This window comes from Blautia sp. JLR.GB0024, from assembly GCF_037000545.1.
Classification (GTDB): Bacteria; Bacillota; Clostridia; order Lachnospirales; family Lachnospiraceae; genus Blautia; species Blautia celeris.
In genome coordinates this window covers 781,084-807,386 of sequence record NZ_JBANBF010000001.1, presented here as the reverse complement: position 1 = coordinate 807,386, position 26,303 = coordinate 781,084, and the positions used below count along the sequence as shown (strand labels likewise).

Annotated in this window: 22 protein-coding genes and 2 pseudogenes; 4 read left to right on the top strand and 20 right to left on the bottom strand. The window is 43.4% G+C overall.

From position 1 onward, the window contains the following. Window positions 1–65: 65 nt before the first annotated feature. The 4 genes from V8Q34_RS03680 to V8Q34_RS03665 all read left to right on the top strand — a co-directional run bounded on the left by V8Q34_RS03680 (window position 66) and on the right by V8Q34_RS03665 (window position 2,872). A complete protein-coding gene (locus V8Q34_RS03680; protein ID WP_335834847.1) occupies window positions 66–560 on the top strand; it encodes a hypothetical protein in 495 nt (164 codons plus the stop codon). A gap of 47 nt (window positions 561–607) precedes the next feature. Further along, entirely contained in the window at window positions 608–1,042 is a 435-nt protein-coding gene (locus V8Q34_RS03675) for a methyltransferase domain-containing protein (protein WP_335834846.1), read from the top strand. Between the two features lie 881 nt (window positions 1,043–1,923). Further along, a complete protein-coding gene (locus tag V8Q34_RS03670; protein ID WP_033139790.1) occupies window positions 1,924–2,382 on the top strand; it encodes a YbhB/YbcL family Raf kinase inhibitor-like protein in 459 nt (152 codons plus the stop codon). 28 nt (window positions 2,383–2,410) lie between these two features. Next, window positions 2,411–2,872 (top strand): hypothetical protein, encoded by a 462-nt coding sequence (locus V8Q34_RS03665; RefSeq protein WP_033139791.1) that lies wholly within the window; start codon window positions 2,411–2,413, stop codon window positions 2,870–2,872. A 121-nt stretch (window positions 2,873–2,993) separates the two neighbouring features. Here the strand turns inward: V8Q34_RS03665 and V8Q34_RS03660 are convergent. The 20 genes and pseudogenes from V8Q34_RS03660 to V8Q34_RS03565 form a co-directional block, all read right to left on the bottom strand. Further along, window positions 2,994–3,230 (bottom strand): annotated as a pseudogene (locus V8Q34_RS03660) (flavodoxin); the annotation flags it as partial. Between the two features lie 341 nt (window positions 3,231–3,571). Beyond that, window positions 3,572–3,955 (bottom strand): DUF6262 family protein, encoded by a 384-nt coding sequence (locus V8Q34_RS03655; RefSeq protein ID WP_335834845.1) that lies wholly within the window; start codon window positions 3,953–3,955, stop codon window positions 3,572–3,574. After that, a complete protein-coding gene (locus V8Q34_RS03650; RefSeq protein ID WP_335834844.1) occupies window positions 3,930–5,444 on the bottom strand; it encodes a tyrosine-type recombinase/integrase in 1,515 nt (504 codons plus the stop codon). Before V8Q34_RS03650 ends, V8Q34_RS03655 begins: the two co-directional genes overlap by 26 nt. Then, entirely contained in the window at window positions 5,434–7,197 is a 1,764-nt protein-coding gene (locus V8Q34_RS03645; RefSeq protein WP_335834843.1) for a tyrosine-type recombinase/integrase, read from the bottom strand. The genes V8Q34_RS03650 and V8Q34_RS03645 overlap by 11 nt, the downstream gene beginning before the upstream one ends. A gap of 12 nt (window positions 7,198–7,209) precedes the next feature. Next, the gene (locus tag V8Q34_RS03640; protein ID WP_335834842.1) at window positions 7,210–8,322 is read right to left on the bottom strand and encodes a tyrosine-type recombinase/integrase; all 1,113 of its coding nucleotides are present in this window, start codon (window positions 8,320–8,322) and stop codon (window positions 7,210–7,212) included. 171 nt (window positions 8,323–8,493) lie between these two features. Next, window positions 8,494–10,461 carry an ATP-dependent DNA helicase gene (locus V8Q34_RS03635; protein WP_335834841.1) on the bottom strand — a complete coding sequence of 656 codons (1,968 nt, stop codon included), beginning with the start codon at window positions 10,459–10,461 and terminating at the stop codon, window positions 8,494–8,496. Between the two features lie 567 nt (window positions 10,462–11,028). Further along, window positions 11,029–11,454, bottom strand: coding sequence for a sigma-70 family RNA polymerase sigma factor (locus V8Q34_RS03630; protein ID WP_335834840.1), 426 nt, complete (start codon window positions 11,452–11,454; stop codon window positions 11,029–11,031). A 363-nt stretch (window positions 11,455–11,817) separates the two neighbouring features. Then, window positions 11,818–12,513: a winged helix-turn-helix domain-containing protein gene (locus V8Q34_RS03625; RefSeq protein ID WP_335834839.1), complete on the bottom strand. Its 696-nt coding sequence runs from the start codon at window positions 12,511–12,513 to the stop codon at window positions 11,818–11,820. A 131-nt stretch (window positions 12,514–12,644) separates the two neighbouring features. Continuing rightward, the gene (locus V8Q34_RS03620) at window positions 12,645–13,754 is read right to left on the bottom strand and encodes an MBL fold metallo-hydrolase (protein WP_335834838.1); all 1,110 of its coding nucleotides are present in this window, start codon (window positions 13,752–13,754) and stop codon (window positions 12,645–12,647) included. Between the two features lie 54 nt (window positions 13,755–13,808). Next, window positions 13,809–14,987 carry a MalY/PatB family protein gene (locus V8Q34_RS03615; RefSeq protein ID WP_335834837.1) on the bottom strand — a complete coding sequence of 393 codons (1,179 nt, stop codon included), beginning with the start codon at window positions 14,985–14,987 and terminating at the stop codon, window positions 13,809–13,811. An 11-nt stretch (window positions 14,988–14,998) separates the two neighbouring features. Then, window positions 14,999–15,342, bottom strand: a pseudogene (locus tag V8Q34_RS27495) (cyclophilin-like fold protein). 254 nt (window positions 15,343–15,596) lie between these two features. After that, window positions 15,597–16,208, bottom strand: coding sequence for a LysE family translocator (locus V8Q34_RS03605; protein WP_335834835.1), 612 nt, complete (start codon window positions 16,206–16,208; stop codon window positions 15,597–15,599). Between the two features lie 31 nt (window positions 16,209–16,239). Then, window positions 16,240–17,118, bottom strand: coding sequence for a DUF3737 family protein (locus V8Q34_RS03600; RefSeq protein WP_335834912.1), 879 nt, complete (start codon window positions 17,116–17,118; stop codon window positions 16,240–16,242). 205 nt (window positions 17,119–17,323) lie between these two features. Further along, a complete protein-coding gene (locus V8Q34_RS03595) occupies window positions 17,324–17,926 on the bottom strand; it encodes a cyclophilin-like fold protein (RefSeq protein ID WP_335834834.1) in 603 nt (200 codons plus the stop codon). Window positions 17,927–17,976: 50 nt separating this feature from the next. Continuing rightward, entirely contained in the window at window positions 17,977–20,343 is a 2,367-nt protein-coding gene (locus tag V8Q34_RS03590; RefSeq protein WP_335834833.1) for an ABC transporter permease, read from the bottom strand. A 16-nt stretch (window positions 20,344–20,359) separates the two neighbouring features. Then, a complete protein-coding gene (locus V8Q34_RS03585) occupies window positions 20,360–21,121 on the bottom strand; it encodes an ABC transporter ATP-binding protein (protein WP_335834832.1) in 762 nt (253 codons plus the stop codon). Window positions 21,122–21,137: 16 nt separating this feature from the next. Then, window positions 21,138–22,481, bottom strand: a complete 1,344-nt coding sequence (locus V8Q34_RS03580) for a phenylacetate--CoA ligase family protein (protein ID WP_335834831.1) — start codon at window positions 22,479–22,481, stop codon at window positions 21,138–21,140. Window positions 22,482–22,490: 9 nt separating this feature from the next. After that, entirely contained in the window at window positions 22,491–23,609 is a 1,119-nt protein-coding gene (locus V8Q34_RS03575; protein ID WP_335834830.1) for a carcinine hydrolase/isopenicillin-N N-acyltransferase family protein, read from the bottom strand. A gap of 281 nt (window positions 23,610–23,890) precedes the next feature. Then, window positions 23,891–24,595: a response regulator transcription factor gene (locus V8Q34_RS03570; protein WP_335834829.1), complete on the bottom strand. Its 705-nt coding sequence runs from the start codon at window positions 24,593–24,595 to the stop codon at window positions 23,891–23,893. 41 nt (window positions 24,596–24,636) lie between these two features. Next, on the bottom strand, window positions 24,637–26,136 hold the full coding sequence (locus V8Q34_RS03565) for a sensor histidine kinase (RefSeq protein ID WP_335834828.1): 1,500 nt from the start codon (window positions 26,134–26,136) through the stop codon (window positions 24,637–24,639). Between the last annotated feature and the right edge of the window lie 167 nt (window positions 26,137–26,303).

Here is a 26,303-nt window from a genome sequence, read left to right as displayed (position 1 = left end):
ATAGAACTGATTGAATAAACAACTTTCAGTTGTTTGAGCTGAAAAATTTGAAGAGGAGGGCGACTATGCTTTTAGTAATAGAATGTATGATTTCATGTATAATCTTTGCAGTAATTGTCTTGCCTACACAGTATAAAGACCCAGTTAAATATATTATGTCTTACCCTCCGGAGATTAGAAAAAGAGTGGAGTCCTTACCAGAATATAAAAATTCTATAAAAAGGACTGAAAAAAAGCACATATTAAAGAAACTCATTGCTGTTTTTGTATGTGTTACACTTTTGTCAGGAGTGGCCTATTTTTCAGGAGCTAAAACCTTTCAAGCGGCATTTTTATATGTATTTATCTTATTCCTTGCTATTGAGCTCTTTGATGTAATTGTGCTTGATATTGGCGTGTTCTGCCATAGCAAAAAATTAAGAATAGCTGGAACTGAAGATATGGATAAAGAATACAAAAATTATTTATTCCATGTTAAAGGCGGCATAAAGGGAATTATACTGGGAGTTGTGGTTTCTCTTTTATCTGCGTGCATTATATACATTGTATCTATTATATGACTTTCAGCTTGTCGGGTAGAAAATCAGAAAATGTAAGGGAGTATTGCATGGATAGTAAAGAAATAAAAACAAAATATGAAATTAGTAAGAGTATTGAAAATACAAGAAAAGGCTTTGAAGAAAGTTTTGAAGAAGGAACCCTTTATAATAGACAGACACAAGATAAAGCTCATCTTGAACGAATACTGCACTTCCTGAATATAAACGACGGTATGAAAATTCTTGACTTAGGAACAGGGACGGGATACTTGGCATTTCCCATTACTGGACGATATCCAAAAGCAGAAATAATTGGTTTGGATATTGTTCAGCAGGCGTTGGATAAAAATCAAGACAGCGCTTTCATGTTGCTGTTAGACGAAGAAACCAGATCCCATGTGAAATCTCTGCTGTTCCAGCCATTCCATATCTATTGTGTCAGCTATCCTATACCATGCCCTTCCCGGAATATCGTAGTAAATCTTGCATTTATCGTCGCGTAGATTTGCGTAAATCCTTTTTTGCGGTCTGCTAGCGTTTCCTTCATTACCTTCTCGCGTCAATATCCAGCTTAAAGTTCCCCACGGTGTCAGATGAGATACCCATCTTCCGGGCACTCCTCTTCTGTCCGCTCGGCTTCCAACTGTTCTCTTGCAACTCCGGTCAGCATGACCGCTTCATCCGGTTGCGAGATATCTTTTGGAAACCGAAAATACCGATGTAATCGTCCTCTTTTTGGAATACGCCGTTCCTCTGGCTGAGTTTGATTGCCGCCAGCTCAATGGTCCTGCTGCTCAGCGGATTGAATTCGGCAGTCTCCAGGTCATAAAGAAAAACGCCATCAACAAAAGCCGGATAGCGTCAAACTGCTATACATTCAAATTAAAATATTGTATGATTAAACAAACGAAAACTGAGGAGGCAGGAAAACGATAACGGGATACTATTGCACAAATATTTTTTCGGAGAAAGCACAAGAACTTGTTGTATTCTATAGGGATATATTAGAAATACCTTTCATCAGGACTGATGTGGATGATTCAAATGGAGTTTATCTTGGCTTTATAAAAAACGCCCCCACTCTTTGTATATGGGATTGTAAAGCCATTCATGCGCAGCCAACTGGATATCAATCATTTGTTTTTCAAACAGAAAATCTCGATGCCACAATGGTATGTTTAAAGGAAAAAGGAGTCACACTATCTGATCCCATTAGATATGATTAGGGAACTTACGAAGTCCGTTTAAAAGATCCTGATAAAAACGAAGTAGTAATAGTTGAGTTTGCGTTATCAACAAATTGAATTTTGCGGGCTGGTTTCAATCTCCCGGTTAAGGACAACATTGAAAATAAAACGCAGTCTGTTTTAGGAAGGAATAGCAAATGAAAAAGTTAATTGTATCCTCCCCATGCTTTGAAGATGGGGGACTCATTCCTGTTAAATATACTGGACATGGAGAAGATGTATCTCCGGAGTTAGTATTGGACGATTTAAGTGAAATGGCAGAGTCTATCGCAATCATCATGGATGATATGGGGCATCCGATTCCGGCATATAATCATTGGGTAATCTGGAATATACCCGCCATATCTTTGATTCCTGAAAATATTCCGCATGGTGAGCAAGTTGATTCCTTGGGCGCTATACAGGGATGTGGATATGGCAAACATCGGTATAGGGGGCCTAAGCCACCATTTAATTGGTCACATATTTATCACTTTAATGTCTTTTCGCTGGATTGTCGTCTTGATTTACCAAGCACTGCCAGAAAAAAAGATTTGCTGGCGGCTATGCAAGGCCATATTTTGCAAAAATCAGTATTGGCCGGTCACTATCGCTGAAGATTATTTATAATTGGAGGAATAAACAATGCAAGATTTTTTTGAAGCATTAACAAGTGAATGTAAAAACACAGCATTACCCGAAGAGTTTAATTATTTCGGAAAACTTATCGGTAATTGGGCGATAGACTATATAGAGAGTAACAATTCCCTTTCAATTAAAGGCGAATGGTATTTCTCATGGGTTCTTGAAGGAATGGCTATTCAAGATGTTATTATTCTGCCTGATTATGAGTACGGAACATCACTGCGTATCTATAATCCCGACACACACGCATGGGATGTCGCTTATGGTTATACCGGAAAAATAATACGACTTGAAGCAAGAGAACAAAATGACATGATAGTGCTTACCTACATCAACGATAAGAAAAGAAAGTGGATTTTCACTAGGATTGAGGATAATCGTTTTCATTGGAAAAATGTTACTGTAAAAGATGATGGTGAATGGAATATAAATGCAGAAATATTTGCTGAACGTATCAAGTAACCACAGTTCACAGTGTTACAACTTTCAGTTTGACGAACTAAAATATGGGAAGTTTGGAGGAAAGTTTATAAGTATATGGCTGCTCTATCCTGAAGTCTTTCTGTTGCCATATTCTAATCTTTTAATATCCGATCTCCCCCAGCCATTCCTGTATTTCCGCCTGAGCGCCGGGAATATCGTCACGGTATACGCCAATCACATTTTCTTCTATCTCACAGTCGTCCGGCAGTTCTGCCGTGATGTCCTGTACGCTGCTTGCCAGTCCTCCAGTTCCGTGGGAACAAAAAAGCACGATCTTCTTCCTAGCTAAATCGTGTTCGTCTATAAAGGTCAACACAGGCATAGGAAGAGAGTACCACCAGTTGGGGAATTAAAATGTAGCCTATCCCTCTTATGCCTTGAATTTACTGGCTTTAACGTCATACAAAACTGTGTTCTGTGTTCCCTTTTCCGGCGTTTCTTCGGTACTGTAGCATTAACCCTCAACCATTTTCATTCTACTGCTACTCCTTCTTTCCTGCAAATACCTATATCGTATTGTGAACTATGCCTATAACGTATTATTCCTGCCTAGGTTTACGTACACTTTTTCGAACTTGTTCCAAACAAAACTTTTTAGTATTTTTAAACCCAAGAATTACAACAGACAAAAGCCAGCGGTGTTTTCCTTCCTATCCGCTGACTCTATATAAATTTTGATTATAAGTTTTTAAGAGTGTTGAGTGCTTTCTTGTTCAACGCTTTCCGCAGCTTCTCATTCTCTTTTTTCAAATCAGCATTTTCTTTCTTCAGGCCAATAATCTGCTGCTGGAGCATTGCTATCTGCTTCTCCATCGCCATATTTAAGATTTCACGCCGGGGATCTATCATCCCGGCCTGCTGTTCCACCGCCTTATCCATCTCCTGCCGGATAACCTCGTTTTTGTAAAAGAACCCTCTGGACAGTCCGGTGATGCGCATCAGCTTCGGAACTGTTATCCTCTCTTTTTCTTCCAGCAGCTCATAAATCGCCCTCTTTGCAAGATCAATCTTTTCTTTGCTTTTTTTCTTATTCTCTTCAATCATTCGGTCGTATTTGCTCATACTCTTCTCCCCATCCGTCCAGAATCTGGTAAATCACATCCGTCATCATATTTCTGACTTCTCTTGTTTCATCTGCCATCCGCTGGTTGCTCATTTTCCGGTAGTGCTGTACGCTCCCTAGTCTCTTATGTCCCAGCAGCTTTGCAATCGTCCAATCATCCAGATGCATTTCGGTAAGTTTTACACCGTAGAAGTGCCGGAAAAGATGCGTACCAAAGTGAAATAGTTCACCATTGTCATCTTTTAAATCCTCTTTTAAAATCATTCCCATGACCTTATACTTTATGGTTGTGTATTGCAGCGGCCTCTTGGGATTCTTTTCATCCACAAATATGTATTTTGTCTCGCCGTATTTTTCTCTTGTATATTCCAATGCTTTCTGTATCAGACGTGCTAATTCCCTGCTGATCGGCTTTTGGAATACTCTGGTTTTTACCTGATGGATCTGTATCATATCCTGGCCATTTTCCTGATACAGGCAGTCGCACCGGAGTGTGGAAGTGTCCGATACCCGTGTTCCCAGCATCTGATGGATAATCAGCCATCTTGCAATCTGTTCATCCAGCTTTGCTATATGTGCATTTAACCGCTGCATTTCCTTGTCGGAATATACTTTAAATTCTGCCTTGATCTCAGGTGGTATATCCGTATTCAAGAACAAGGTCTCCAAATTCGAATATTGATATAGCTTTCCAATTCCCTCCAGCAGATTTCGGAGCTTTAATACATTATCACTGTTGCTCCGGTGGGAGCTATCATCCGTCATCTGGCTTATGAGATACCCTTCCAGTATATCCCGGTCAATTTCACAGCAGGATTGTATACTGGGCCATTCTTTATGCAGATAGGCTGAAAATTTCCTCACGGCTGTCAATTCCCTCAGTACGGTTCCCACTGCCTCATATTGAAGGTTCAGATAGACAATCTTTTTTACTTCTGACCGGATATCCGGCTGTATGATATTTTGAAAATTCACAGTCTCCACATTATAAATCGGATTGTGACGTATTTCGATTCCTAATGCATCCAGCTTCCATATATCCTTTTCCACCTCATCCCGTTCATCCGGCGGCTCTACATGGTGCAAGATTTTCTTTAAATATTGGATCAGCCTTGCGTCTATGACACTGCTTGTACCATAGATGTTCTTTTTCTCATAGGTCAGCTTGATTCCTTTCTGAATCATCCAGCCTTTTAGAAGCCGTATCCATTGGTCCGGCGTTTTATCCAGAAAGCTCCTTATATTCTTCAAATCCTTTTCTTTCATAAACAGTGCGAGCTGATTGAAATACGTTTTATCACTGAGAATAGTGGTATAAGATACCTCTCTCCCTCTTTGAAAAATAAAACTTTTCATCTCTTCTCTGATCTGGCCTTCTGGTAACAGCGACAGATCGTAACACCCACTGCTTTCTTTTGGCCCGGTATTCTTCCTGTCTGCCGCCTTATAACACTGCAATTCCCTATAATATATCCTGTCATTCTGCATTCGTATCTCCTTTCTTCAGACACGCTGCCAGATTGTTTTCTTTATGACTGAAAAATTCTTCATTGGCTTCTGCAAGCTTCTGGGGCATGTAATCGATGTACTGCCTTGTCATTTCGTCATAGGTATGTCCCAGATAATCCCGGATGCTTTGGAGGGATACCTGATTGTCATAAAACATTGTGGCTACTGTATGGCGGTAATCATGAGAGTTGAAGAGATACTCTCCATTTATGATTCTGTTTTCTTCACATGCTTTTAACATTTGATTGCGGAAGGTCTGATACAAAAAGGCGCCGCCTTTTGTATTTTGAAAAATGTAACTGTCCGCCTGTATCTTATGATTTTTCAGGTAGACCTCCATAATCTGGTAAAGTCCCTCCGGTATCGGAACTCTCTTATACAATTTCATTTTTACCTGATATACCTGTATCCAGCAGTCATCTCCCTGTCGGTAGTAAGCATTTCCTTTGAGTGTGCATACTTCGCTTGCCCTTAGCCCCACACACCAGAGATGCAAAAACATGCATCGTAAATGCTCCGGGAATTTATATAACTTCTGCAGTATCTCCATGTAAACTTCATATTCTACGCTTCTGTCGTGATGCACAGGCTGGACTTTCTGCATGTGGTATTCCAGCCGGAATGGTACGCGTTTGATGTACTGCCGTACTTCCATAAACTTATAAAAATGTCCAATGCCGGATAACCGCTCATTGTATCCTTTCGGTTCAATCTGTTTTTCCAGAAGCAGTTTTGCATATCGCTTAATATGCAGGGCTGTACATTCGGTAGCTGTCAATCCTTCCTGTTCCAGAAATTCTAAAAAGTTTCTGATGCAGAGATATCTTCTTGTTATGGTGCTGATGGCCTGCCCGGTAATGCCTAGCTCATATTTCATATATGCCTGCGCGATTTTTCGGTTATCCGGATGCCGGATTTCCATAAAGGAGATGCTTCCTACTGGATTGCTCTCATTCATTCGATCCATTTTTAGATGAAACCGCTCTAAATACCAGACCGTCGCATCCCATGGAATTCTCTCGGCATTTTCAAAGGATACCCTTCTGCAGAAACCGATGATTGAAAGGTATGTATCTGTTGCTGAGACTCCAGCGTCCCTCAGCCAGCTTTCAAACAGGTCAATCTGTGACTGCTCCAGCATGCCAACATCCTCTATTTGGTGCTGGGTACAAAATGTATAAAAGCTTTGTAATGCAAGCAGCTTATTTCGTTTCATATTCCGGTTTTTGTAAGTATCGATCACTTTGTTAAGCGTGTCAAAAACCTGTCTTTTTAACAGCTCCGGACACTCCCTTTTAAAATCCCATACCAGGATCTCCATCTGTCTTGTTACGCTGAACTGCTTCACGATATCTCCGTCTGGATGGTATGGAAGAAATAAAATCGTATTTTGATACTTCCACTGATATCTTTGTTTTCCTGCCAGCGTTTTCATCTGCTGTGCGATTTCATACTGTTTTACCAGATCAAAAACTTTAATGTATCTTCTTACTGAGACTTTTGCATAGTTAAGCCTATTCAGATACTTTTCATACCGCACCCTCATAGGATAATCCATATCCGAGATATGCCATACCGCTTCCGCGCTCAGGAATTCTTTCAGCCTGTTCAGCGCCACCGCATCTGAAATCCCACTAGCATTTATTTCTTCTACTAAAAGCTGCTGTCGTTTTTCGATTGCTTCCTTTGTTTCAGTCTGAACTTCTGCCTGCTGTAGCATAAAAACAGGCATGCACCCACCTCCCTATTCCAACAATTTTTCTGCCCCGAAGATAGATGCATGCTTTTCGTAAAATTCGTTGCTGGCCGCTACCAGTTCTTCATCTATCCAGTCCAGATATTTTATTGTTGTATCCAAGTGTTTGTGTCCAAGGGCCTGACTAATCAATTCCAGCCGCCATCCTGCTTTTTTCCTCATATTTGCAAAGTAATGGCGCAACATATGAGGGGTGAGTTTAATTCCTGTCTTTTTTTCCATACGCTCAAACATGTCATAAACACTGTCCACCTTTAAAGGTTTCCCTTTGGTGCTGCCCATAATGTTTACAAATAAGTAATTCTGGTGCTGCAGTATTTTTCCATATTTTGATAGATAATGCATTAGAAATTCAAAGGTATCGTCACTGATCTTTGCTTTTCTGTACTCTGCATTTTTTGCTCTGGCATCATTCTCATTATCCTCGCGGAAATAGACCCGGATGACGTGATTCCTGTAATCAATATCTTTCACATAGTCAATTCCCAATATCTCACCAATCCGGTATCCTGTCTCTGCCAGTAGTAAAAGCAGGAGTTGGTCCCTGCAGTTTGTACAGGCCTGCAGGACAGTAACAATCTCATTCTGTCTTGCAGATTTCCCTTTGCTCTCTTCTGCTTTCAGGTAACCGTGGAAGGCATTGTTTCTAAGGACTCTTTTCACTCCCACTTCGTTGACTGCCACAATCTGATTATATGACAGCACCTTGAGGGTTCCATACTGCTCATATTCACGTTCTATAAAAAGATAGAACCTGAACACATCTTTCAAATATGCGTTACAGGTTCCATTTTTAGGAGAACTCTCTTGTTTTGTATGATTTCCAGCTTTGATCCAGTATAAGAAGTTGACAAAGTGTTCCGTCTGCTCGTCATATGGCAGTCCGTATATCTCTGTTATCTGCATGTCTTTTTCTTCCAGATATTCCAGATAATATAAGATGGCAAATGCAGAACGCCGGATGGTATTAGGCGACCTTCTGACCCTTGTCTTATGCATTAGATATTTGGACGGAAGCGTCACAATATCCAAGGTTTCCGTATCACGAATATAGAAATACTTTACAGATGCTTCTTTTACTGTAACCACTTCGTATGGCATAGGCTACTTCCCTTCCTTTCTCTAACGCTATACACAGTATACCCAACCCATGCCCGAATATCTATTCACAAATACCAACAATTCGTGCAAATGGGGGCGTAAAATACCAACAAATTTTCTTCTCTAAAACTGCTCATAATGAAGCACTACCAATAACCCTGAACCCGTTTTCTATAGGTAGTATTCCATCCCTTTCCGGCTACGGATGAAGGCCTCCACCTCTGCAATATCATCCGTCATCTGGCAATCCGGCAGCGCACACAGTACGTCTTCATGATAGCGTCCGCCAGCTGCTGCCCGGTAATCCAAAATTGATACCACACAGGTATCCTGCTCTGTCCGGATAGCCCTGCCAAATCCCTGTCGGAGCTTTTTCTGCATATCAGGTACAATGATTGCTTCTATGTAATTCTCCAAGGTCTCATACTGCTCTCGTTCCGCCTCACTGATTGGGTCCGGAACAGCAAATGGCAGTTTCACGATAATCAGGGAAGATACCATATCTCCTAGAAAATCCACCCCTTCCCAACAGGAACCGGCTGCGAACAGCACCCCGTTTTCCAGAGTTTTAAACCTTGCAATCTCGTCCTGGGAATGGCGCCATACTTCCAGCATGGGGAAGGGAACCTTGTCCCGTAAAATCTGATATACACTCCCCATCAGAGAGTAGGAAGTAAACAGCACCAACGTATGTCCGAATGTGGAACAGATCAACGAGTGGATATGGTCTGCCAGCATCTCTGCCTCTTCCCTGCTCCCCCGTCTCATTTTCTTAATGGTTTTGGGGAGATATAAAAGACAGTTCTTCTTATATTGGAATGGTGACTCTGCAACATATTCCCGCAGTTTCCGGGTTCCATTTAGTCCGGTCACTTGTCGGGTCCGCCCAAATCCATGCCCAGCCTTTAAGGTACCGCTTGTAAGGATAGCGGGAAATCCCTGGCTCCAGAGGGTATCTTCCAAAAGTCCCGGAACTTTCCGGCTGGTGGCACAGAACACCGGGAGCCGGTTCCGGTCCTGCCGCAAATATAAAATATAATTTTTGTCCTGGCTGCTGAAACTGTCAAGAACCTCTTCTGCTTCTCCCAGCCTGTTTAAAATCCAACGCGGGACGTTCCCTTCCAGTTTCCTGATAATCTTTCCAACCTGGTGCCGGGCATTTTCCAGCGCCCACATATTTTCAGTAGACACAGTAAAGGAACATCGTTCCCCTGGTGTTATGGGAAATTCTTTTTTGATATACTCCGACAATTCCAAATAAAGTTCCTTTAACTGGCGGGATGTCTTTTTCTGGTATTCCTGTTCCAGAAAATAACCAATCTCCTCCATATCGTCATAACCAAGGGTCTTCCCATACATCTGCCGGGCTGCCTCTGGCAACTGGTGTGCCTCATCTACAATAAGCGCCCGGTAATCTGCAAGCAGAGGCCGGTAATCTTTTGCCCGATGAGAAGCATCCGCAAGCAGGTAGTTATGATTGCATATCTGAATAAAAATATCTGTCCCTTTTGCTTCCTGCAGATAGCGCTGATATCTGCATTCTATTCTTCCGGGACATTCCCTGGGGCAAAATTTAGGAACACATACAAGTCTCCGGTCAAATCCGCTCAGCCCATGGACTTCATCCATGTCATAATACTGACGCAGGGAAAAAAGCGCCTCCCTTTGGGATTCATTCTTCCTTTTATGTCGGACTGCCTCCAGCCGCTGTTTTAAACGGTTATCGCATACAAAATGCTCCTTGCCTTTCCTTACGATTGCCCGCAGAGGTGCATGGATAATCCCGTTCTCCAAAAGTATGTTGGAAAGATACGGGATATATTCTTCAATAATCGCCCGTTGCAATGCGACACTGGACGTGGATATGACTACCGGACGGTTATCATATCCAATCCTATTTCCTGATAACATGGCATATTTCCGCATAAGGACACAGGCGACCAGGTATGCATAGGTTTTTCCGATCCCCACTCCGGCATCGCATAACCCAATGCTTCCTTCCAGCAGGGTATCCAGCATTCTGTGGCAGAGACGGATCTGTTCTTCCCTTACTGTAAGTCCGTTATATGGGAGCAAAACCCGGAAAATATATTCGATTTCTTTATGCGCTTTTTTCTGGTATTGATTCTGATAAAACATCTTATTCCTTCATTCCTTTTCCCGCATACCGTCAATACCACATCAATACGGCTGTGGGCGAACCCACAGCCGCATGTATCTGATATCAACGGCACACTTCTATTGATTTCTTTTTTGTATCTTTTTTCTAGCTTCCGTATTTGGCCACGCCTCCCCGTCAGCCGTCCGCTCCTGGCGGAAGGGAACATTACAGGCGGGCATCTGGCCGGATGCCGCTCGCAGATGTCCTGAAGGTCTTGCTGATTACAACCTGGAGTTCATCTTTTGCTCTTTGGCACAAAAAACGTATCATTATCCCCCGCTTGTGATCATGGCGCAAAGCCAGCCACGGCTTTATTTCAAATATAAGGAATCGCTCGAAACAAAACCGGACAGCGCAGGCTGGGGAAAACAAAGTTTCTGATACTTATGCTTCCTTTATCTGACTTCCGGTCCCATTTGTCCTGGCGCTTACTCTGTCACGCTACTACTTGCGGGAACGTACCTGTAATGTTGATATTGGATTGTCAAAGAGCAGGAGGGGGCAGATTTCCCCCTCTACCCTATAGCCGCCGAAATATATGTTTTTTATTCAAATTTGAGAAATTTTTTTCTCAGGCGACCGATTTTTGTATAAATGGTCTGTTCCGGCATTCCTGTCTTATTGGAAATCTCTTTTACAGTAAATCCCATCATCTTCAATAAGATAATCTGTAGCGTCTTCCTGTCTGCGTCCAGCAGGATATGTAAGAGCCTTTCATCACCGATAGCATCTAATAAAGGCTGAATTCCTGTGATATCCGGTTCTTCCAGTTCAGATGTCCAAAGGCTTGATTCCTCCGGGAAAGCAGCTTGATGCTCCCGATACCGCCGCTCAGACTTAAACTCTTCCCAATTCATACTCCGCAGTTCTTGGATTGCACTTTCGTCCATTCCCAGTTCCCGCAATTGCTTTTCTTCTTTTTCCTTCCAATGTCTCCATTTCTTTTCTTCTCTTGCTTTGTTATAGGCCATCCTTTCCTACCTCCGATTTGATATTTTTGAGAAATCAAATCGAAGTGCGGAGGTGACCGGATTCTTTTATTTGAAGTAGTATTTTGTAAGTTATTGACGGGATATGTCGCGGAAAAAAGTGTCACAATCCATTGCTGGATTATGACACCATATTGATTTTTCCAAAAGAATGCCTCTTTTGTACGACTTTCCTGCAAATATACTGCTCCTTTGCATGATGGGATGGTGAACTATCCCATTTTTTGGCAATATCGCAGTATACTAAACCCAACTGTCGGGAACCTGTTTGCTAACTGTCAATTTACTGTCAGTTTTCGCAAGTTTCGACAAAAAAAGAAACAGACCCTTTTTTAAGAATCTGTTTCAACTAAAATCTTCCTTATGTAATTCCAAGTAGTACCCTATCCCACGGACATTCTTGATAATATCCGCAGCTCTTGGCTCTATAACTTTCAGTTTATCCCGGATACGGTGGCGTAAACACCAGATGATGTTATTACTCTCTTCATAATAATGTTCTTTCCAAACAATCTGATAAATCTGACTGAACGTATATACCCTTCCAGGTGTAGAAACTAAAAGATATAAGAAATCAAACTCATGTTTAGTAAGTTTAATTTCTTGTCCGTTCCACAACACCTTTCGGTTAAATCTATTTACTGTCAATGGCGGTTCTACTATGATTTCTCTTTCCTGCATAATATCTTCATGCCAATATAGATACCGCCGGACAAGGGAATAAATTAACAAATTTATTTCTTCATTCGAATCGGAATGCCCAATAATTGCATCTGCACCTGCTTCGATAAACATTTTTTTCTCATCTATCGTCCCCATCATAAAGACCAATATAGGCGTTTTCTTTAATTTTCTGATGGTTTCAATCATTCTGCAAGTTGTTTCCTTATCCTCTCTTTTTTCAATGAGAATTAAATGATAGGGAACTATTGTCAAGTGAAACAATGTGTCCTGAAGGCTTCTGGCATAGTAAGATGTTGTAGATTTTTCTATCCCGTTGAATAACTCTGTTTTTGCGATTATCAATAATTTGTTTTCCATAAGCAGTCTTACCCACCTTTATTTCTTCTGGATATGCTATTCTTTTCTATCTTTTCCGTATTCCCTATCTGTATCGCTCCCAAATCATAAAAAGATTTATATCGATTGATAATGCTTAATTAGATTTACTATTACTTCACCTCCTGCCACCATTTTTCCTGATATTTTTCTATATATGCGAAATTAACAGTCTCCCCGATGCGTGGAGTTGACACCGAAACTTGCGAATTTGTAGCCAATGTTGTTATCTGTTCCACCGGATCATCCCAATTATGTCTAGAAAGTGTAAAACCAGCCCAATGAACCGGTATCAGCCAACTTGCTCCCACATCCTCTGCTGCTTTCAGTACCTCTTTAGGATTCATATGACAATATGGCCACTCCGAATCATACTGACCATCCTCGGACAGAATAAGTTCTGGTTCCCCATACTTTTCCCGTATTTTTTTTAAAAACTCTCCATATCCAGTATCTCCGGTATAATAAACCTTATGGTATTCATCCTGCAGATAGTATCCACACCATAGCGTCTGGTTATTTCCCCACGGAAGTCTTCCCGAATAGTGCTGCCCCGGCGTTGAGGAAATGGTAAGACCTTCAATTTCTGTATCTTCCCACCAAGCCATTGTGTGTATCTTATCCGGATTTACTCCCCACCTTATTAAATGGTTTTCTACTCCGAGGGGAACACAGTAGTTTTTTACTTTTTCATCTATATCTTTAATGGTTCGGTAATCTAAATGATCATAGTGATCATGGGAAATTAACAATACATCAATCTGAGGCAGATTATCAGCAGTCATTGGAACTTCAGCCATCCGCTTTGCCCCCGCAAATCCTACGGGCGAGGAATATTCGCTAAGTATTGGGTCTACAAATACATTCATACCATGAATCTGCAGTAGGGATGTAGAATGGCCAAACCATGTGACAGTTAACACATCTTTATTGACTTCTGACAGTTCCTTCACTTTCTTTACCGGTATTATTCCCTCCGGAACCAGCTCTGCTTTATTATTACTAATTCCATCGTTTGTATCTACAATAAGCTGAAATTTTTCTGGTGTATGAAAAACATTATTATAAAATGAATCTGTACGTTTGCTATACGTCTCTTTTTGTTCTCTGGATGGATTCTTTCCTAACGCAGGCCAAAAAATCAGAAACAGCCCCACTGCCAATATCAAAACCGCCAACACAATCAGTATGGTAAATATTACTTTTTTTACTATGTTTTTCAAAAAATTTTCACCTTCCCATCTGCTCTGCTTCTGGTTTACCAATAAACAGGCTATTTAACACTGTCTACTTACCCATTCCTCATAAGCTGCTACACTATCCTTTAAACGCTTAAGTCCATCCTCAATCTGCCGTCTTGGACAGGCAAGATTCATCCGCAGAAATCCTTCTCCACTACGATACTCGTTTCCGTCTGACAGATAAAGGCCGCTGTGACTACGGATAAATCTGCAGAATTCTGAAGAACTTCCAATCACCTTTCGACAGTCGAGCCAAAGCAGGTAGGTTGCATTAGCGGAAACAGGAGAGATGCTTTTGATTTCCTTTTTAATATATTCCTCAGCAAAAGTTCTGTTTTCCCACAGATACCTGCGTAGAGCATCCAGCCACCCTCCTCCATAAGAAAAGGCTGCAATGGGTGCGATAGCAGCAAATACATTGGGTTCTGCCGCTTCATCGGTATTTAATCCCCTATTAACCTTATATCTCAGATTCTGCTCTGGAACAATGACAGCAGCCGTCTGGATTCCTGCCAGGTTAAAAGCTTTTGTGGGTGCTACACAAGTGATGCTGTTGTTTCGGCAGCTGTCAGATACCGAAGCAAACGGTATATAATCCAAACCTGGCTTTGTAAGGTCACAATGAATTTCATCTGACAGAACGAAAACGTGATATTTTGCGCATAAGTCTCCAATTCTTTGCAGTGTTTCACGGTCCCATACCTTTCCTACAGGATTGTGTGGATTACACAAAATTAGAAGGGTTGTCTGAGGGTTAGAAAGTTTCTCTTCCAAATCTTCAAAATCAATCTGATATTGTGTTCCATCGTATTTAAGCCGGTTTTCCAGTACATTTCTTCCATTATTTAATATTGAATTAAAAAATATATTATATACCGGTGTCATTACCAAAATATTCTCCCCAACTGTAGTGACCTTCCGAACGATACTGGAAATGGCTGGCACGACACCGGTACAGAATATCAGCCATTCTTTTTCTATTTCAAAACGATGACGTTTACTCCACCAGTTCTGGTATGCCTGGTACCATTCATCTGTCAGTATTGTATATCCAAAAACCCCCTGCTTTGCCCTTTCCATAATGCTTTCTATAATTTGGGGAGCTGTCCGAAAATCCATGTCTGCAACCCACATGGGCAATTCCCGTTCCTTCACATCCCATTTCATGGAGCCTGTATTTCTGCGTTCAATCATGTCATCAAAATTAAATTCCATTATCTTTTCTCCTACTCTCCTGCCCCAAAAGTTACTTCTACAGTACCGCCTGACAAAGCATTGGCAAAACCTGCTTCATCTTTTATATGACCAATCCGGGTGTAGTTGTAAGAAGTATCAAAGTCCTTGAAAAACAGAACAATACAATCAGAGCCAAACAACATGATATCCCCGTTTTGATACTACCTATATTTTCAGGATTTGAAGGAAGTTCCTCATCCAGATAATCATATTTTTCATTCCCGTGCAGTTCCTCCATGTTTATTGTCATTGGCAGCCTATCCCGCAGAGCCTGCACTGTTTCATTATCAAATAGGTCTGCCTCAAACCGCTGTCCACTTACTTCAACTATCATTTTCTGCATTTGTATATCTCCTGTCTTCCCATTTTCCTCTTCTGTTTCTTCGAGAAGATTCCTTGTATCTGTTTCAGTAATGTAGTGCTGAGTTTTCTCCCTATGCTCTGTCTCATTTCCACAGGCGGCCAGCATCAATACACAGGCGCCTAAAAGGAAAATAGCCATACCGCTTTTTCTCATCTTAACACGCTCCATTCTTTTCACTTCTGAATTGCTAAAATTTTCTAAAATGCCTCTCCTGTTCCTTTTTTCTATATAAAAAAGCTGACCAGAATGACTGTGCCAAGCAGAGCCAGGATCCCTCCAAAGATTTGATTTATTTTCATCAGATTCATCTGTTTTGTTTTTTTCTTCAGCCTTTCTGTTCCTGCGGTTAAAGTTCCCCACCAGATATAAGTTCCCAGGAATACCCCGCATACCAGTGAAATCCCTTCTGCCAATCCCATCTCTCCCGTAATCCCAAACCAGGAGAAAGCCAGAAGAAACGTAAGAATTACCGCCGGATTGGTAATTCCTACTGCAAAGGAGGATAAAAACATCTTCAAAAAATCAGATGTTTCTGCTATTCTTTGGCTGTCCTTATCCTTTTTGAACAGCAGGCCGATTCCCATTACAAGAATCAGACATCCTCCCACACAATGGATGATATCCTGCCCTTTCAACAAGAAATCAGAAATCAACGTCAGACCAAAAGCCCCAACACATGCGTAGAAGCAGTCCGCTACAGAAGAGCCAAGTCCAGTGATCAGCCCTGCCCGTACTCCATACCGGAAAGTACGCTGCACGGTCATGGCTCCCACCGCACCTGCCGGAACCCCAAAGAAAAGCCCAATCAAGATTCCACGAAGTAGAAAAAGTGCCATATCTGCCTTTAAACCTCCGTCATATAATGCTTTAAGCGCACATATGTTCCAACTCACGAGTAATGTCGCCACAGACAATTTCTGTTTTTGCCGGATCAATCTTATCCTTTTCCAGAATCAGTTCCCCGATAGCATCTGCACGGATGGTGCCGCCTGCGGGATTCAGTACGCTGTCCACTCTTCCCTGGATTTCCACATTCACTGTAGAATATTCGAAAGCAAGGGTGGTGTTGAGCAGCCTGCAATTTTTCATTACAAGGTTTTCGATATAGCACATTCCCTGAAGACTTTCGATGGTGCAGTTGATCAGCGTCAGGTTTTTCGCATTCCATCCCAGGTATTCTCCGGAGATAAAGGAATCGTAGACTGTCACATTCTCACTGTTCCAGAAGGCATCCTTGGAAAGCATCTTTGCATTATGGATTTCCACGTTCTTCGCACCGTCGAAGGAATAATTGCCTACCAGCTCGAAACCGTCAATCTTCATGTTCTGGCTGTTCATGGCAAAGTAGTCTCCTTTTGCCATAACATCCTTCATCATCACGCCATCACAGCTCCACAGTGTCTCCGCCGCATTGGGAAGGGAAACGTGTTCCAGTGACAGCCCATGACATCGTCGGAAATTCTTTGGGGCCTCGATTACCGCATTTCTCACCTCCAGGTTATCTGTATACCATACTCCCGCACGTGCCATCTCGAACCATGTACAGTCCTCTGCCACAATGTTTTTTGCATACCACAGCGGATATTTCCACTTGAACATACTGTTTCGCAATTCAACATCGCTGCTTTCCTTTAGCGGTGATTCCCCTGCATCAAAGATGGTATCCGTAACCAACAGATCTTTCTCTCCAAACAATGGACGCTCCCCTGTCAGATATGCCTGGTTTACTTTTCTTCCTGTTTCCATTTTTGCTGTATTCATCTTAACTTCCTCCTTGAATTAAGTTCTTATTTCTCAATTCCTGTTTCTGTATTTATCTTATCACTCAGTCTTTTCAATAACAAATACTTATATATTATGAAATATAATAGTTTTTTATTATGCAATTAAGCTCAGCCTTTAACCTTTTTCCAATGTGACCTGACCCTGCGCCCTAACTATTTTTGCTGGTTTATGGCTGCGCTATCTGAATAATCTTATTTCCCCATCCTTCCAGCACCGGGTTGTTTTCCACTGCGCTGATAAACTCATCTGTCGCATCAAAGGTTCCAATCTTAACATACTCTTCGGAAATCTCTGCATCATGATAAAACAGTACAATACGGTTGGGGTCGGAGTAGAATACATCTCCTGCTTTCGCTTCTGTGACTGTTTTCGGGCTGGCAGGGATCTCATATCTGCTTGGAATGTCATAGTATTCCATCACAGAATAGTCCACATCATCATCCCTGTCATAGATTGGAAGCCGCCAGTCAGATGTCCCCACATAACGGACGATTGCCTGAGCAGTCTCATTGTTTTCCATGTGCATCTCAAATGGCTCTCCGGAATCCCCAAACCGCACTTCCAGTTCCATAGACAAGGCTGCTGTTTCTGTTTCCATGCCCTCACTGTCTGCGCTGCTATTTTCTGAGGCACTATCCTCCACCGCCTGGGATTGCGCGGCCATTTCTGCGCTCCTTTCTTCACTGTTCCCGCAGCCTGCCAGCAGTTCTGTCGCTGCTACTATCATCGCCATTGTCCCTATCATTTTTTTCACTTTGTTCTGTTTCATTTTCCTCATCCTTTCCGCACGAACCCGTGCATACATGTCTTTTTATCTTCCTAATCCGCTGTTAATACGGACATGTCTCCATGCTTCAGTTTCCCTGACACCAGGTAGGCAAACACCAGAAACAACACAACTACCACAACTCCCGGCATCAGTATGGTTCCGGGGGACGGAGCAGAGGAAAAGTTACTGATTCCTGCAAGCCGCATGACCGCAGACACCAAAGGCTCTGTCAAAAAGGCCGCCAAAACCGTTCCCATGACCGCTCCGGCTGTCGCCACAGTCCCAAACCGAAGCGCGAACATCATCCGAAGACTTCGAGAATCACATCCAATCGCTCTGTAAATTCCCAGGTCCTTCTGTTCTGCATCCAGAATCCTTGTACCTGTCATAACAGTCACGATACCGATAAATACGGCGCTCATCCCATACATAAATAGTAGCAGCATATGCATAGCTCTGATGATTCCCAACAGACCGGGCCAGATGTTTTCATGGACATGTACATCTCCACCATAAGCCTTCTCCAGACTTTCTGTGACTACCTGTTTCTGGGATGGATTCGCCAGGAAATAATGGCGGCACCAGAGCTTTTGGTCATCGCTGCCGATGGAAAGATACCCTTCCCTGCTCATCCCAAGATTCGCTCCCATATCATTGGCACAATGGTAAATGCCTGAAACGGTAAACTCTTTTGTCCCGATATCGCCCCGGATGCTGACCGTATCCCCGATATCTACTCCCAAATCACGGGCCAGTACCTCTGTAAGCACCACTTCATCATCAGTCCGGCTGGTCTGCCCCCGGCTGATATGGAAGCGTCCCGGCTCTGTGATCACATTTGCTGTATAGTTCGTTCCATTTACAGAGACACTGGGCATTGCAAGTTCATAAATGTCTATAATTTCACTGTGGCTTCTAACCGTCCGCTCCATTTCTTGCCATTCCAGTTCCCCAAGGACCTGGATTCCCAGATCAAGGTCTGCCGGGTTAAAGGCATCCATCATCCCCTGGCCGTCCGGTCCAAGCCAGTCGTTCATTCTCCCCGCCAGAGATGCAAAAAATACCAGCAGCGCTGCCACCATACAGGCACTGATATAGCGCCGCTTTCCAGACAGGAGCTGTCTCAGTGCCAGGGAAAACATAAGTCCCCTTGCCCGGATAGGGGATAAAACATTTCCACGCTTTCTCTTGTCCACCACAGCTTTCATTCTGGTTTCTCCCCGGATTGCCCCTATCGGGGAAATCGAATGGATGGCCCGAAGCCTTACTGCAGTAAACAAGGCAAGCAAAAAGGTCAGTCCCACAAAGATTTCTATCACTGGCAGAATGGGAAGCCCCGTCCGTATCAAGATGCCAGAAGTGGTAATCATCACCCGGCTCACCACTCCTGCCACCGGTACAGCACCAAGGACTCCAGCCCCCAGCCCCATCACCACACTAAAGAGATACTGGAATTCCTGTAGACGTACCAGTTGTCTGCCCGTCATTCCTACTGTTTTCAGTATCCCTAGGTTTTTCCAGTCCTGCTCAATGATGCTGGATATGCTGTGTCCCAGTATTACAAATGCCACGCCCAGAAGCACGACTGCAAAAGCCGCCAGCAGGCCACAGAAGGCATTCTGCAGGATTCCCATAAAAGATTCCATGGTATCTGAGCTGTGGGTAAATTCCGTATACTGGGAAAGAGGCGTATCCGCATTCAGCCTGCGGCTCAATTCCGATATGGTAAGCCCGGAAGCCTGGTCCGCTGTGATATGGAGCATGGCACCGTTTTTTGCCAACGCATCCGCGCCTTCTGCGTCTATGATCCGGACAATCTGTTCATAAGCAGACGGTGCAATCAGAAATCCTTTCATTCCAATCATGGTGCTTCCCATAGCCGGGTCTTCGTAATATCCTGCCACAGTAAAGCTTACATCCACTTTGCTTCTGGCAATAGAAAACGTAATCGTATCCCCAATATCTGTATGTAAGATTGACTTCATAGATGGCGATACATAGATTTCCCTCTCAGCAATTTCCCCAGGTGTCTGCCCATAACCCGACAGATCATCACGAAAAAACCGGTACGGTCCGCTTTCCTCCTGCCATGGGATGAGCTGTCCTTCACTGTCAGATTTGATACCGTTTCCTTTATAATCGCTGAAAACAAGGTTCTGTACCGTTACCGTTTCCACGCCTTCCTGCCCCCGGAGGCTTTCCGCCAGTCCATCCATGTCCGGTACCCCGGATACCCATGCGGTAATGGTGCCAAATCCGGTGCGTGTAAGCTCTGAATGGATATATCGGTTTCCCTGAAGGTATACCGTCAGGACTGTGCATAGGGAAAGTGCTGCAAAAAACAGAAGAACTGCAATCCCAAGCAGGCTTCCTTTATGTTTTTTCATTCCTGCCCGGAGAATTATCTTATTTTCCACCTTTCGCTTCCCTCCCTTACCATTGCAGTCCTGCAAGCCACTGACTCACTTCATTTTCCCGTTTTTTTTCTTCCAGTTCACTGTAATCCGGCAGCTTCCGTTCATCCGTCACTTTTCCATCCTCCAGATACAAAATGCGGTTCCCTCTTGCTGCACAGCGCATATCGTGGGTCACCATGAGGATGCTCTGCCCCTGCCGGTTCAGTTCCGTAAGCAGGTTTAAGACCTCCGTGGTATTGGCTTTATTCAAGGCACCTGTAGGCTCGTCCGCAAACAGAATACCCGGCTTTCCAATCATTGCCCTGGCAATGGCAGCCCGCTGCGCCTCGCCTCCGGATACCTGGGATGGAAGACGGTCCTTTGCTTTTGCCGCCCCCATCTGCTCAAGAAGGTTTGCTGCCTGCTCCTGCACCTTCTTAGGGCTTTCCTTTCCACTTACATAACCTGCTACTAAAACATTTTCAAAAAGCGTAAGATTGCTTACCAGATGCGTCTGCTGGAACACAAATCCAAACTCCCGGGCACGTATCTTCGCCATCTGTGCCTCCCTTAGCCGGCTGATTTCCATATCACGGTACATTACCTTCCCGTCATTTATTTTATCCATGCCGCTTAAGGCGTACAGCAGGGTAGATTTTCCCGCCCCTGAGGAACCCATGATAATCGTAAAATCTTTCTCATAGATGTCTACATCCACATGGTCCAGAACCTGATTACTTACACCCCCCTGGCTGAATGCGCGGCTAATTTTTCTGCCCTGCAGCAGTATCTTTTTCATATCACATTTCCTCCTGTTAAGTCAGTATCAGGGACTTCTTACCCGTCTTAGGATTCGGCTGAATTTCATCTACAAAGTTCACGTAAAACTGTACAAAGCCAAGCCCCTTGTCCTTCAGAATCCTGTGCATTTCCTTTAACATTTCTGCCCGTATTCGTTCCCTGGAAATCCCCGCAGTCGTCTGCGCATACATCTCAAAGACATCCTTTGCGGTCTTCCGAAACTGGTAATCCTTCAGGCCGTCAATACAAAATCCCTCGATTGCCAGCGGATGCAGGAATTCCTCATTTCCTTCCCCATCCTCAAACCAGAGAATGTCCTCATCTCTTCCCAAAAGCCCTACTGCCCTGGTAAATGGATAAGCAGCCCCTTCCCCGGCCGCCGCCAGCGTCAGGGTGTCTGTCAGACGATAACGAATCAGCGGCTGGGTATAGTTATACAGGCAGGTTAGGTACATCTGTCCATTCTCCACCTCGATAATATTCAGGTCGTCAAAGAGCAGCATCCCCTCCGCCGGGTTCATCTCCACCCCAAGAGCCAGGGATTCGCTGGAACCATAAAAGTTAACCACTGGTGCATTGAATATCTTTTCCAGGTAACTGCGAAGAGAAGCCCCAAGAGGTTCCCCACAGGAGATGACCCGTTTCACATTCACATGAATCTTGTCCTTCTCCATAAGTTCCGCCATGATTTTGATGGCGGAAGGGTATCCGATTACAATGTTAGGCTGAAACTCCCCAAGCTTCGTAACCCACTCCTCCAGCGGCTCATTGATGTCTAAATACATCTGGCTGGCTCCCACGCCGTCAATACCATCCCCTACCGCCATGGCCCCTCCGTACCGCCCGCTGGTGGCTGCGATGTACACGATTCTGGGTCTTTTCAGAAGCAGCCCTATGATTTCCCACATGGACATGTCCCACAGGGCTGCCCGGATGATGCCAAGGAGCATATGATTCCATGCGTTTTCGTCATAAACAAAATAACCTGGTTTTCCGGTGCTTCCAGAAGAATGCACCACATGGTATTTCCCCTTATAGGGTTTTCTGTTAACTTCCGCCTGCTCATCAAATGCCCTGAGTTCTTCCTGCATGAGTTCCCTATCCGTCACCAGCTCGTTAAAATGTTCCAGCAGCTCCCTTTTACTGATAGTTGGAAAGCATGACAAGGGCAGGGTATCTAATTCTTCTTCCGTAATTCCCGCTTTCTCAAATGTTCTTCGGTAATAATTCGAATGCTCCCAGGCATGGTGGAGCAGTTTTTTCAGCTTTTCATTCTGAAACTTATGTATCTGTTCCGGATTCAGTCTGGTATGCTTTTTCAGTTTATAGAGATCCATCAGTGTTTTTATATAATTCATAGCTTCCTCCTATTCTACAGCAATGGTATATCCATTCTCATAATTTTCTCTGTGGAAGTAGGTCAGTTCCTTTGTTTCCTGATTCATGACAATGCTCCACTCCGTAGACTCAAACTCGTCAAAGTTATCCTTGCTTACGCTGTCCAAAGCATTCCTTACCTCTGTCTCTGTCATGGTTTCCTGGTCAGTCAGCCGTTCCATCAAAATATCGTACCGTTCATGGGACTGTCTGGTTCCGATTCCGTATTTCTCCCCTTCTGTCAGATAAAAGTTTGTTACAGCAGGCGTTTCCACCACTGACATTTCATTGTTGATGTATTCCACTACCACACTGTTTCCCTGTGCGTCTGCCAGTGCAAAATGAATCATCATTCCCATAGATGCATGAAGATCATACTGCCCAAGCAGCTCTACCGCTTCCTCTACATCTGCCGCACGGTCTAACAGGAGACGTACCGCTGTGGTAGTGGTGATATCCGGCTTATCCGTATTCTGGCTGATGCTTACAGAATCCTGTATCATATTGACTGACACCGCCAGTCCCTGTTCATTCATCCCGTCCAGGGGTGCATACAATGCAATCATCGCCTGTATATTGTCCGGCAGCCTGGAGAGCTCCACGCCGCTTGCGGATATGAAATCCCGGTTCACTGTGGAAACGGATGCATACCCCTCTTCTGGCCTTGCACTGACGATCAGTCCGTCACAGGTATTCCAGTCAAAATTTCTCCCAAACAGATAACCTCCGTCTTCACCTGCTACAGATAAGGTGCTGCAGCCGAAAGGATTTTCTCCAAAGAGGAGCTTCCATCCCCCTGATGAGATGTTTTCCATCAGGTATTCTGCCACTTCCACATCATCCGCAGCGCCGCCCTGTTCCAGAAACTCCGTAAATCCATAGCTCCCTTCATACCGGACAACGGACAATCCATCCTTAAGCTCCTGGATTTCCTCTGTGGGTGTGATTCTGATTCCACCTAAGCTTGCTTCTGATTCCTGACCGCTGTTTTTTGCTGTGTCACTGTTTTTTGTTTCTGATGACTCTGCCTGACTGTTTCTGCCACAGCCCGACAAGATTCCTGCCAGAACTGCCGAGCAGAGAAGAACGGTAAGTATTTTTTTCTTCATATCTTTTCGCTCCCTGTCACTTTTTATTTCTTTGTTTTATCTGCATTTACTATATACAGCCTGGATAACATGGCTCTAACAGAAACCTAAACAATTTATAAACGAATTCTTGCATATTTCTCAACAAAGCTTTCTTTTGTCGTTCTATGTTTTTATCTTATCGCATGAGTATTTCAATAGCAAATACTTATGTTTTGTATTTTTGTATAGTTATTTTCTATTATAATAAAAACGGCAGCCTTTATTCATTGGCTGCCAGCTTATCTGAATTTTCACCTTTTTTAATCAATCCGAAATCGGTATCCGGCTCCCCAGACAGTTTCAATAAATTGTGCCTTTGCATGGTTCTTCCCCAGTTTATCCCTAAGACGGTTCACATGAACCGTAACAGTCGCCACGTCTCCAAAGGAGTCCATGCCCCACACCCGGTCAAACAGGGTATCCTTGGAAAAAACAATGTTTGGATTTTCCGCAAGGAACACAAGAAGTTCGAATTCCTTATTTACCAGCACAATCTCCTCCCCGTCCAGATACACCCTTCTGGATTTAGTCAGGATGCGCAGGTTTCCATAAGTAATTTCCCGTTCGGTTTCCTGCTTCTTTGCACTGGTACCCTCCAGCAGAAGATTATGGATATTGATATGGGATTTCACCCTCGCCACAAGCTCCGCAGGGCTGAAGGGTTTCACCAGGTAATCATCTGCCCCCAGGCCAAGTCCTCTGATTTTATCAATATCCTCTTTTTTCGCCGTCACCATGATAATGGGAACCTTCATATTCCGTCGCAGCTCCCGGCATATGTCAAATCCTGTCTTTCCCGGCAGCATGATGTCCAGGAGAATGGTATCATAATGTCCCGTTTCTGCCATTTTTTCTCCAATCAGTCCATCAAGAGCCAGTTCTGTCTCATAGCCACTGGCTTCCAGATAATCCCGCTCAAGCTCTGCAATCAGTTCATCATCTTCTATAATCAATACCCGTTCCATCCACTGCCTCCTATTTCCTTATCTTCCTGAACTATTATTTCTTATTTACTGCCTTTATCCTCCGTGTATAATGGAAGATGTATGATTACCGCCAGACCTCCTCTGTTTTCCGCCCATACCTGCCCACCATGTCCGAGAATAATTTCCCGTACAACCGCAAGTCCGATTCCGCTTCCTTTTTCCGTCTTATTCCTGGAATCATCCACCCGGTAAAAGCTGTCAAAAATTTTTCCCAGACTTTCTTCCGGTACACCCGGCCCATCGTCCTGGAACACAATCTCTGCCCATTTTCCATCCAATGTCAATTTCATAGAAATCAGTACTCTGGAAGTTTCTTTACATCGGTATTTCACTGTATTTGTAGATAGATTATCAAAAATCCTCTTAAATTCCTTAGCGTCCAACCGAACAAGATAGCTGCCTTTTCCACATCTGAACTCTATCTCCGTCTTCTGCTGCTCTGTATCTGCTTTTTCCATCTCCAGATACTGGTGCACATACTCCTTCAGATCCACCACCTGCATATGGTAACGGAATCTCCTGTCTAATCTGCTATATTCAGAAAGGTTCTCTACCAGGTTTACCATAGTTCCTGTCCTTGTCTTGATTGCCATCAGATACCGCATCCTCTTTTCCGGCGTATCAGCAATTCCATCCAAAAGGCCGTCTAAATACCCACTGATTGAGGTAAGGGGTGTGCGCAAATCATGAGAAATTCCTGTAATCAGGTTTTTTCTCCGCTTCTCATCCTCCAGACGCTGCTGTACGGATTCTTTTAGATATGCACGCATCTCATCAAAATCCCTGCACACATCTCCAAATTCATCCTTTTTGTCATACTGCATTTTTGTATCCAGGTTTCCTTCCCGGATTTCTTTTGTCCCAAAACTCAAAAGTTTCAGTGGGTTTAAAATGCTCTTCGAGATCCACCACGATAAAATACCGTTGATTACCATCGTCAGCAAAACAAAAAATGCGATGATTCCAAAGATGTACCGTAAAAAGTATCGCTGCATATAATTCACTGCCTTACCATCTGTTTTCGCCGGATGAATTGCTGTGATACAAAATACTTTTTCCCCATGCCAGAAGGTGTTTTTAATGACAGACACCTCATAACGGCTGGCTGTCAGTGTCTTGGCATAATCTATGGCCTCTCCCGCTACCTCACGCCCGATACGGATATCCTCTTTAGAGAGATTGGAATAAATCTGCTTCCCATCCTTTGTAATCATAAAACGGTAGCCCAGTCTCTCCATGGCGTCTCCCAAACTGGTCATCTCCGCACTCTGGCAGATTTGCCCGTCCTCATCCGGCTCTGTACACAGCACCCAGTTAAAATCCCAAAGTTCCTGCTGATAGTTGTACATCAGGCTCTGGGCAAACTGTACTCCGTTCTCGTCATTGTACATGGACACCAACGTATGCCAATAACTTCCCAAAGATGTATTGATGCACATCATAATCACAATTGCTGTAAACAAAATTGGAATTAGAACCATCAGAACATTTGACAGCCTGATTTTTTTCTTAATTGTCAATCTTCCCAGCACTCCTTATCTTTCTTCACTGTACCTGATAGCCTATATCAAGGAATGAATATATCTTATTATTTTTCTATCATCATAGCGGATAATGTTAAAAGATTCCGCAAAAAACGATAAACAATTTCTAAACTGAAATGCGCCATAATCCAGATGAGTGTAAT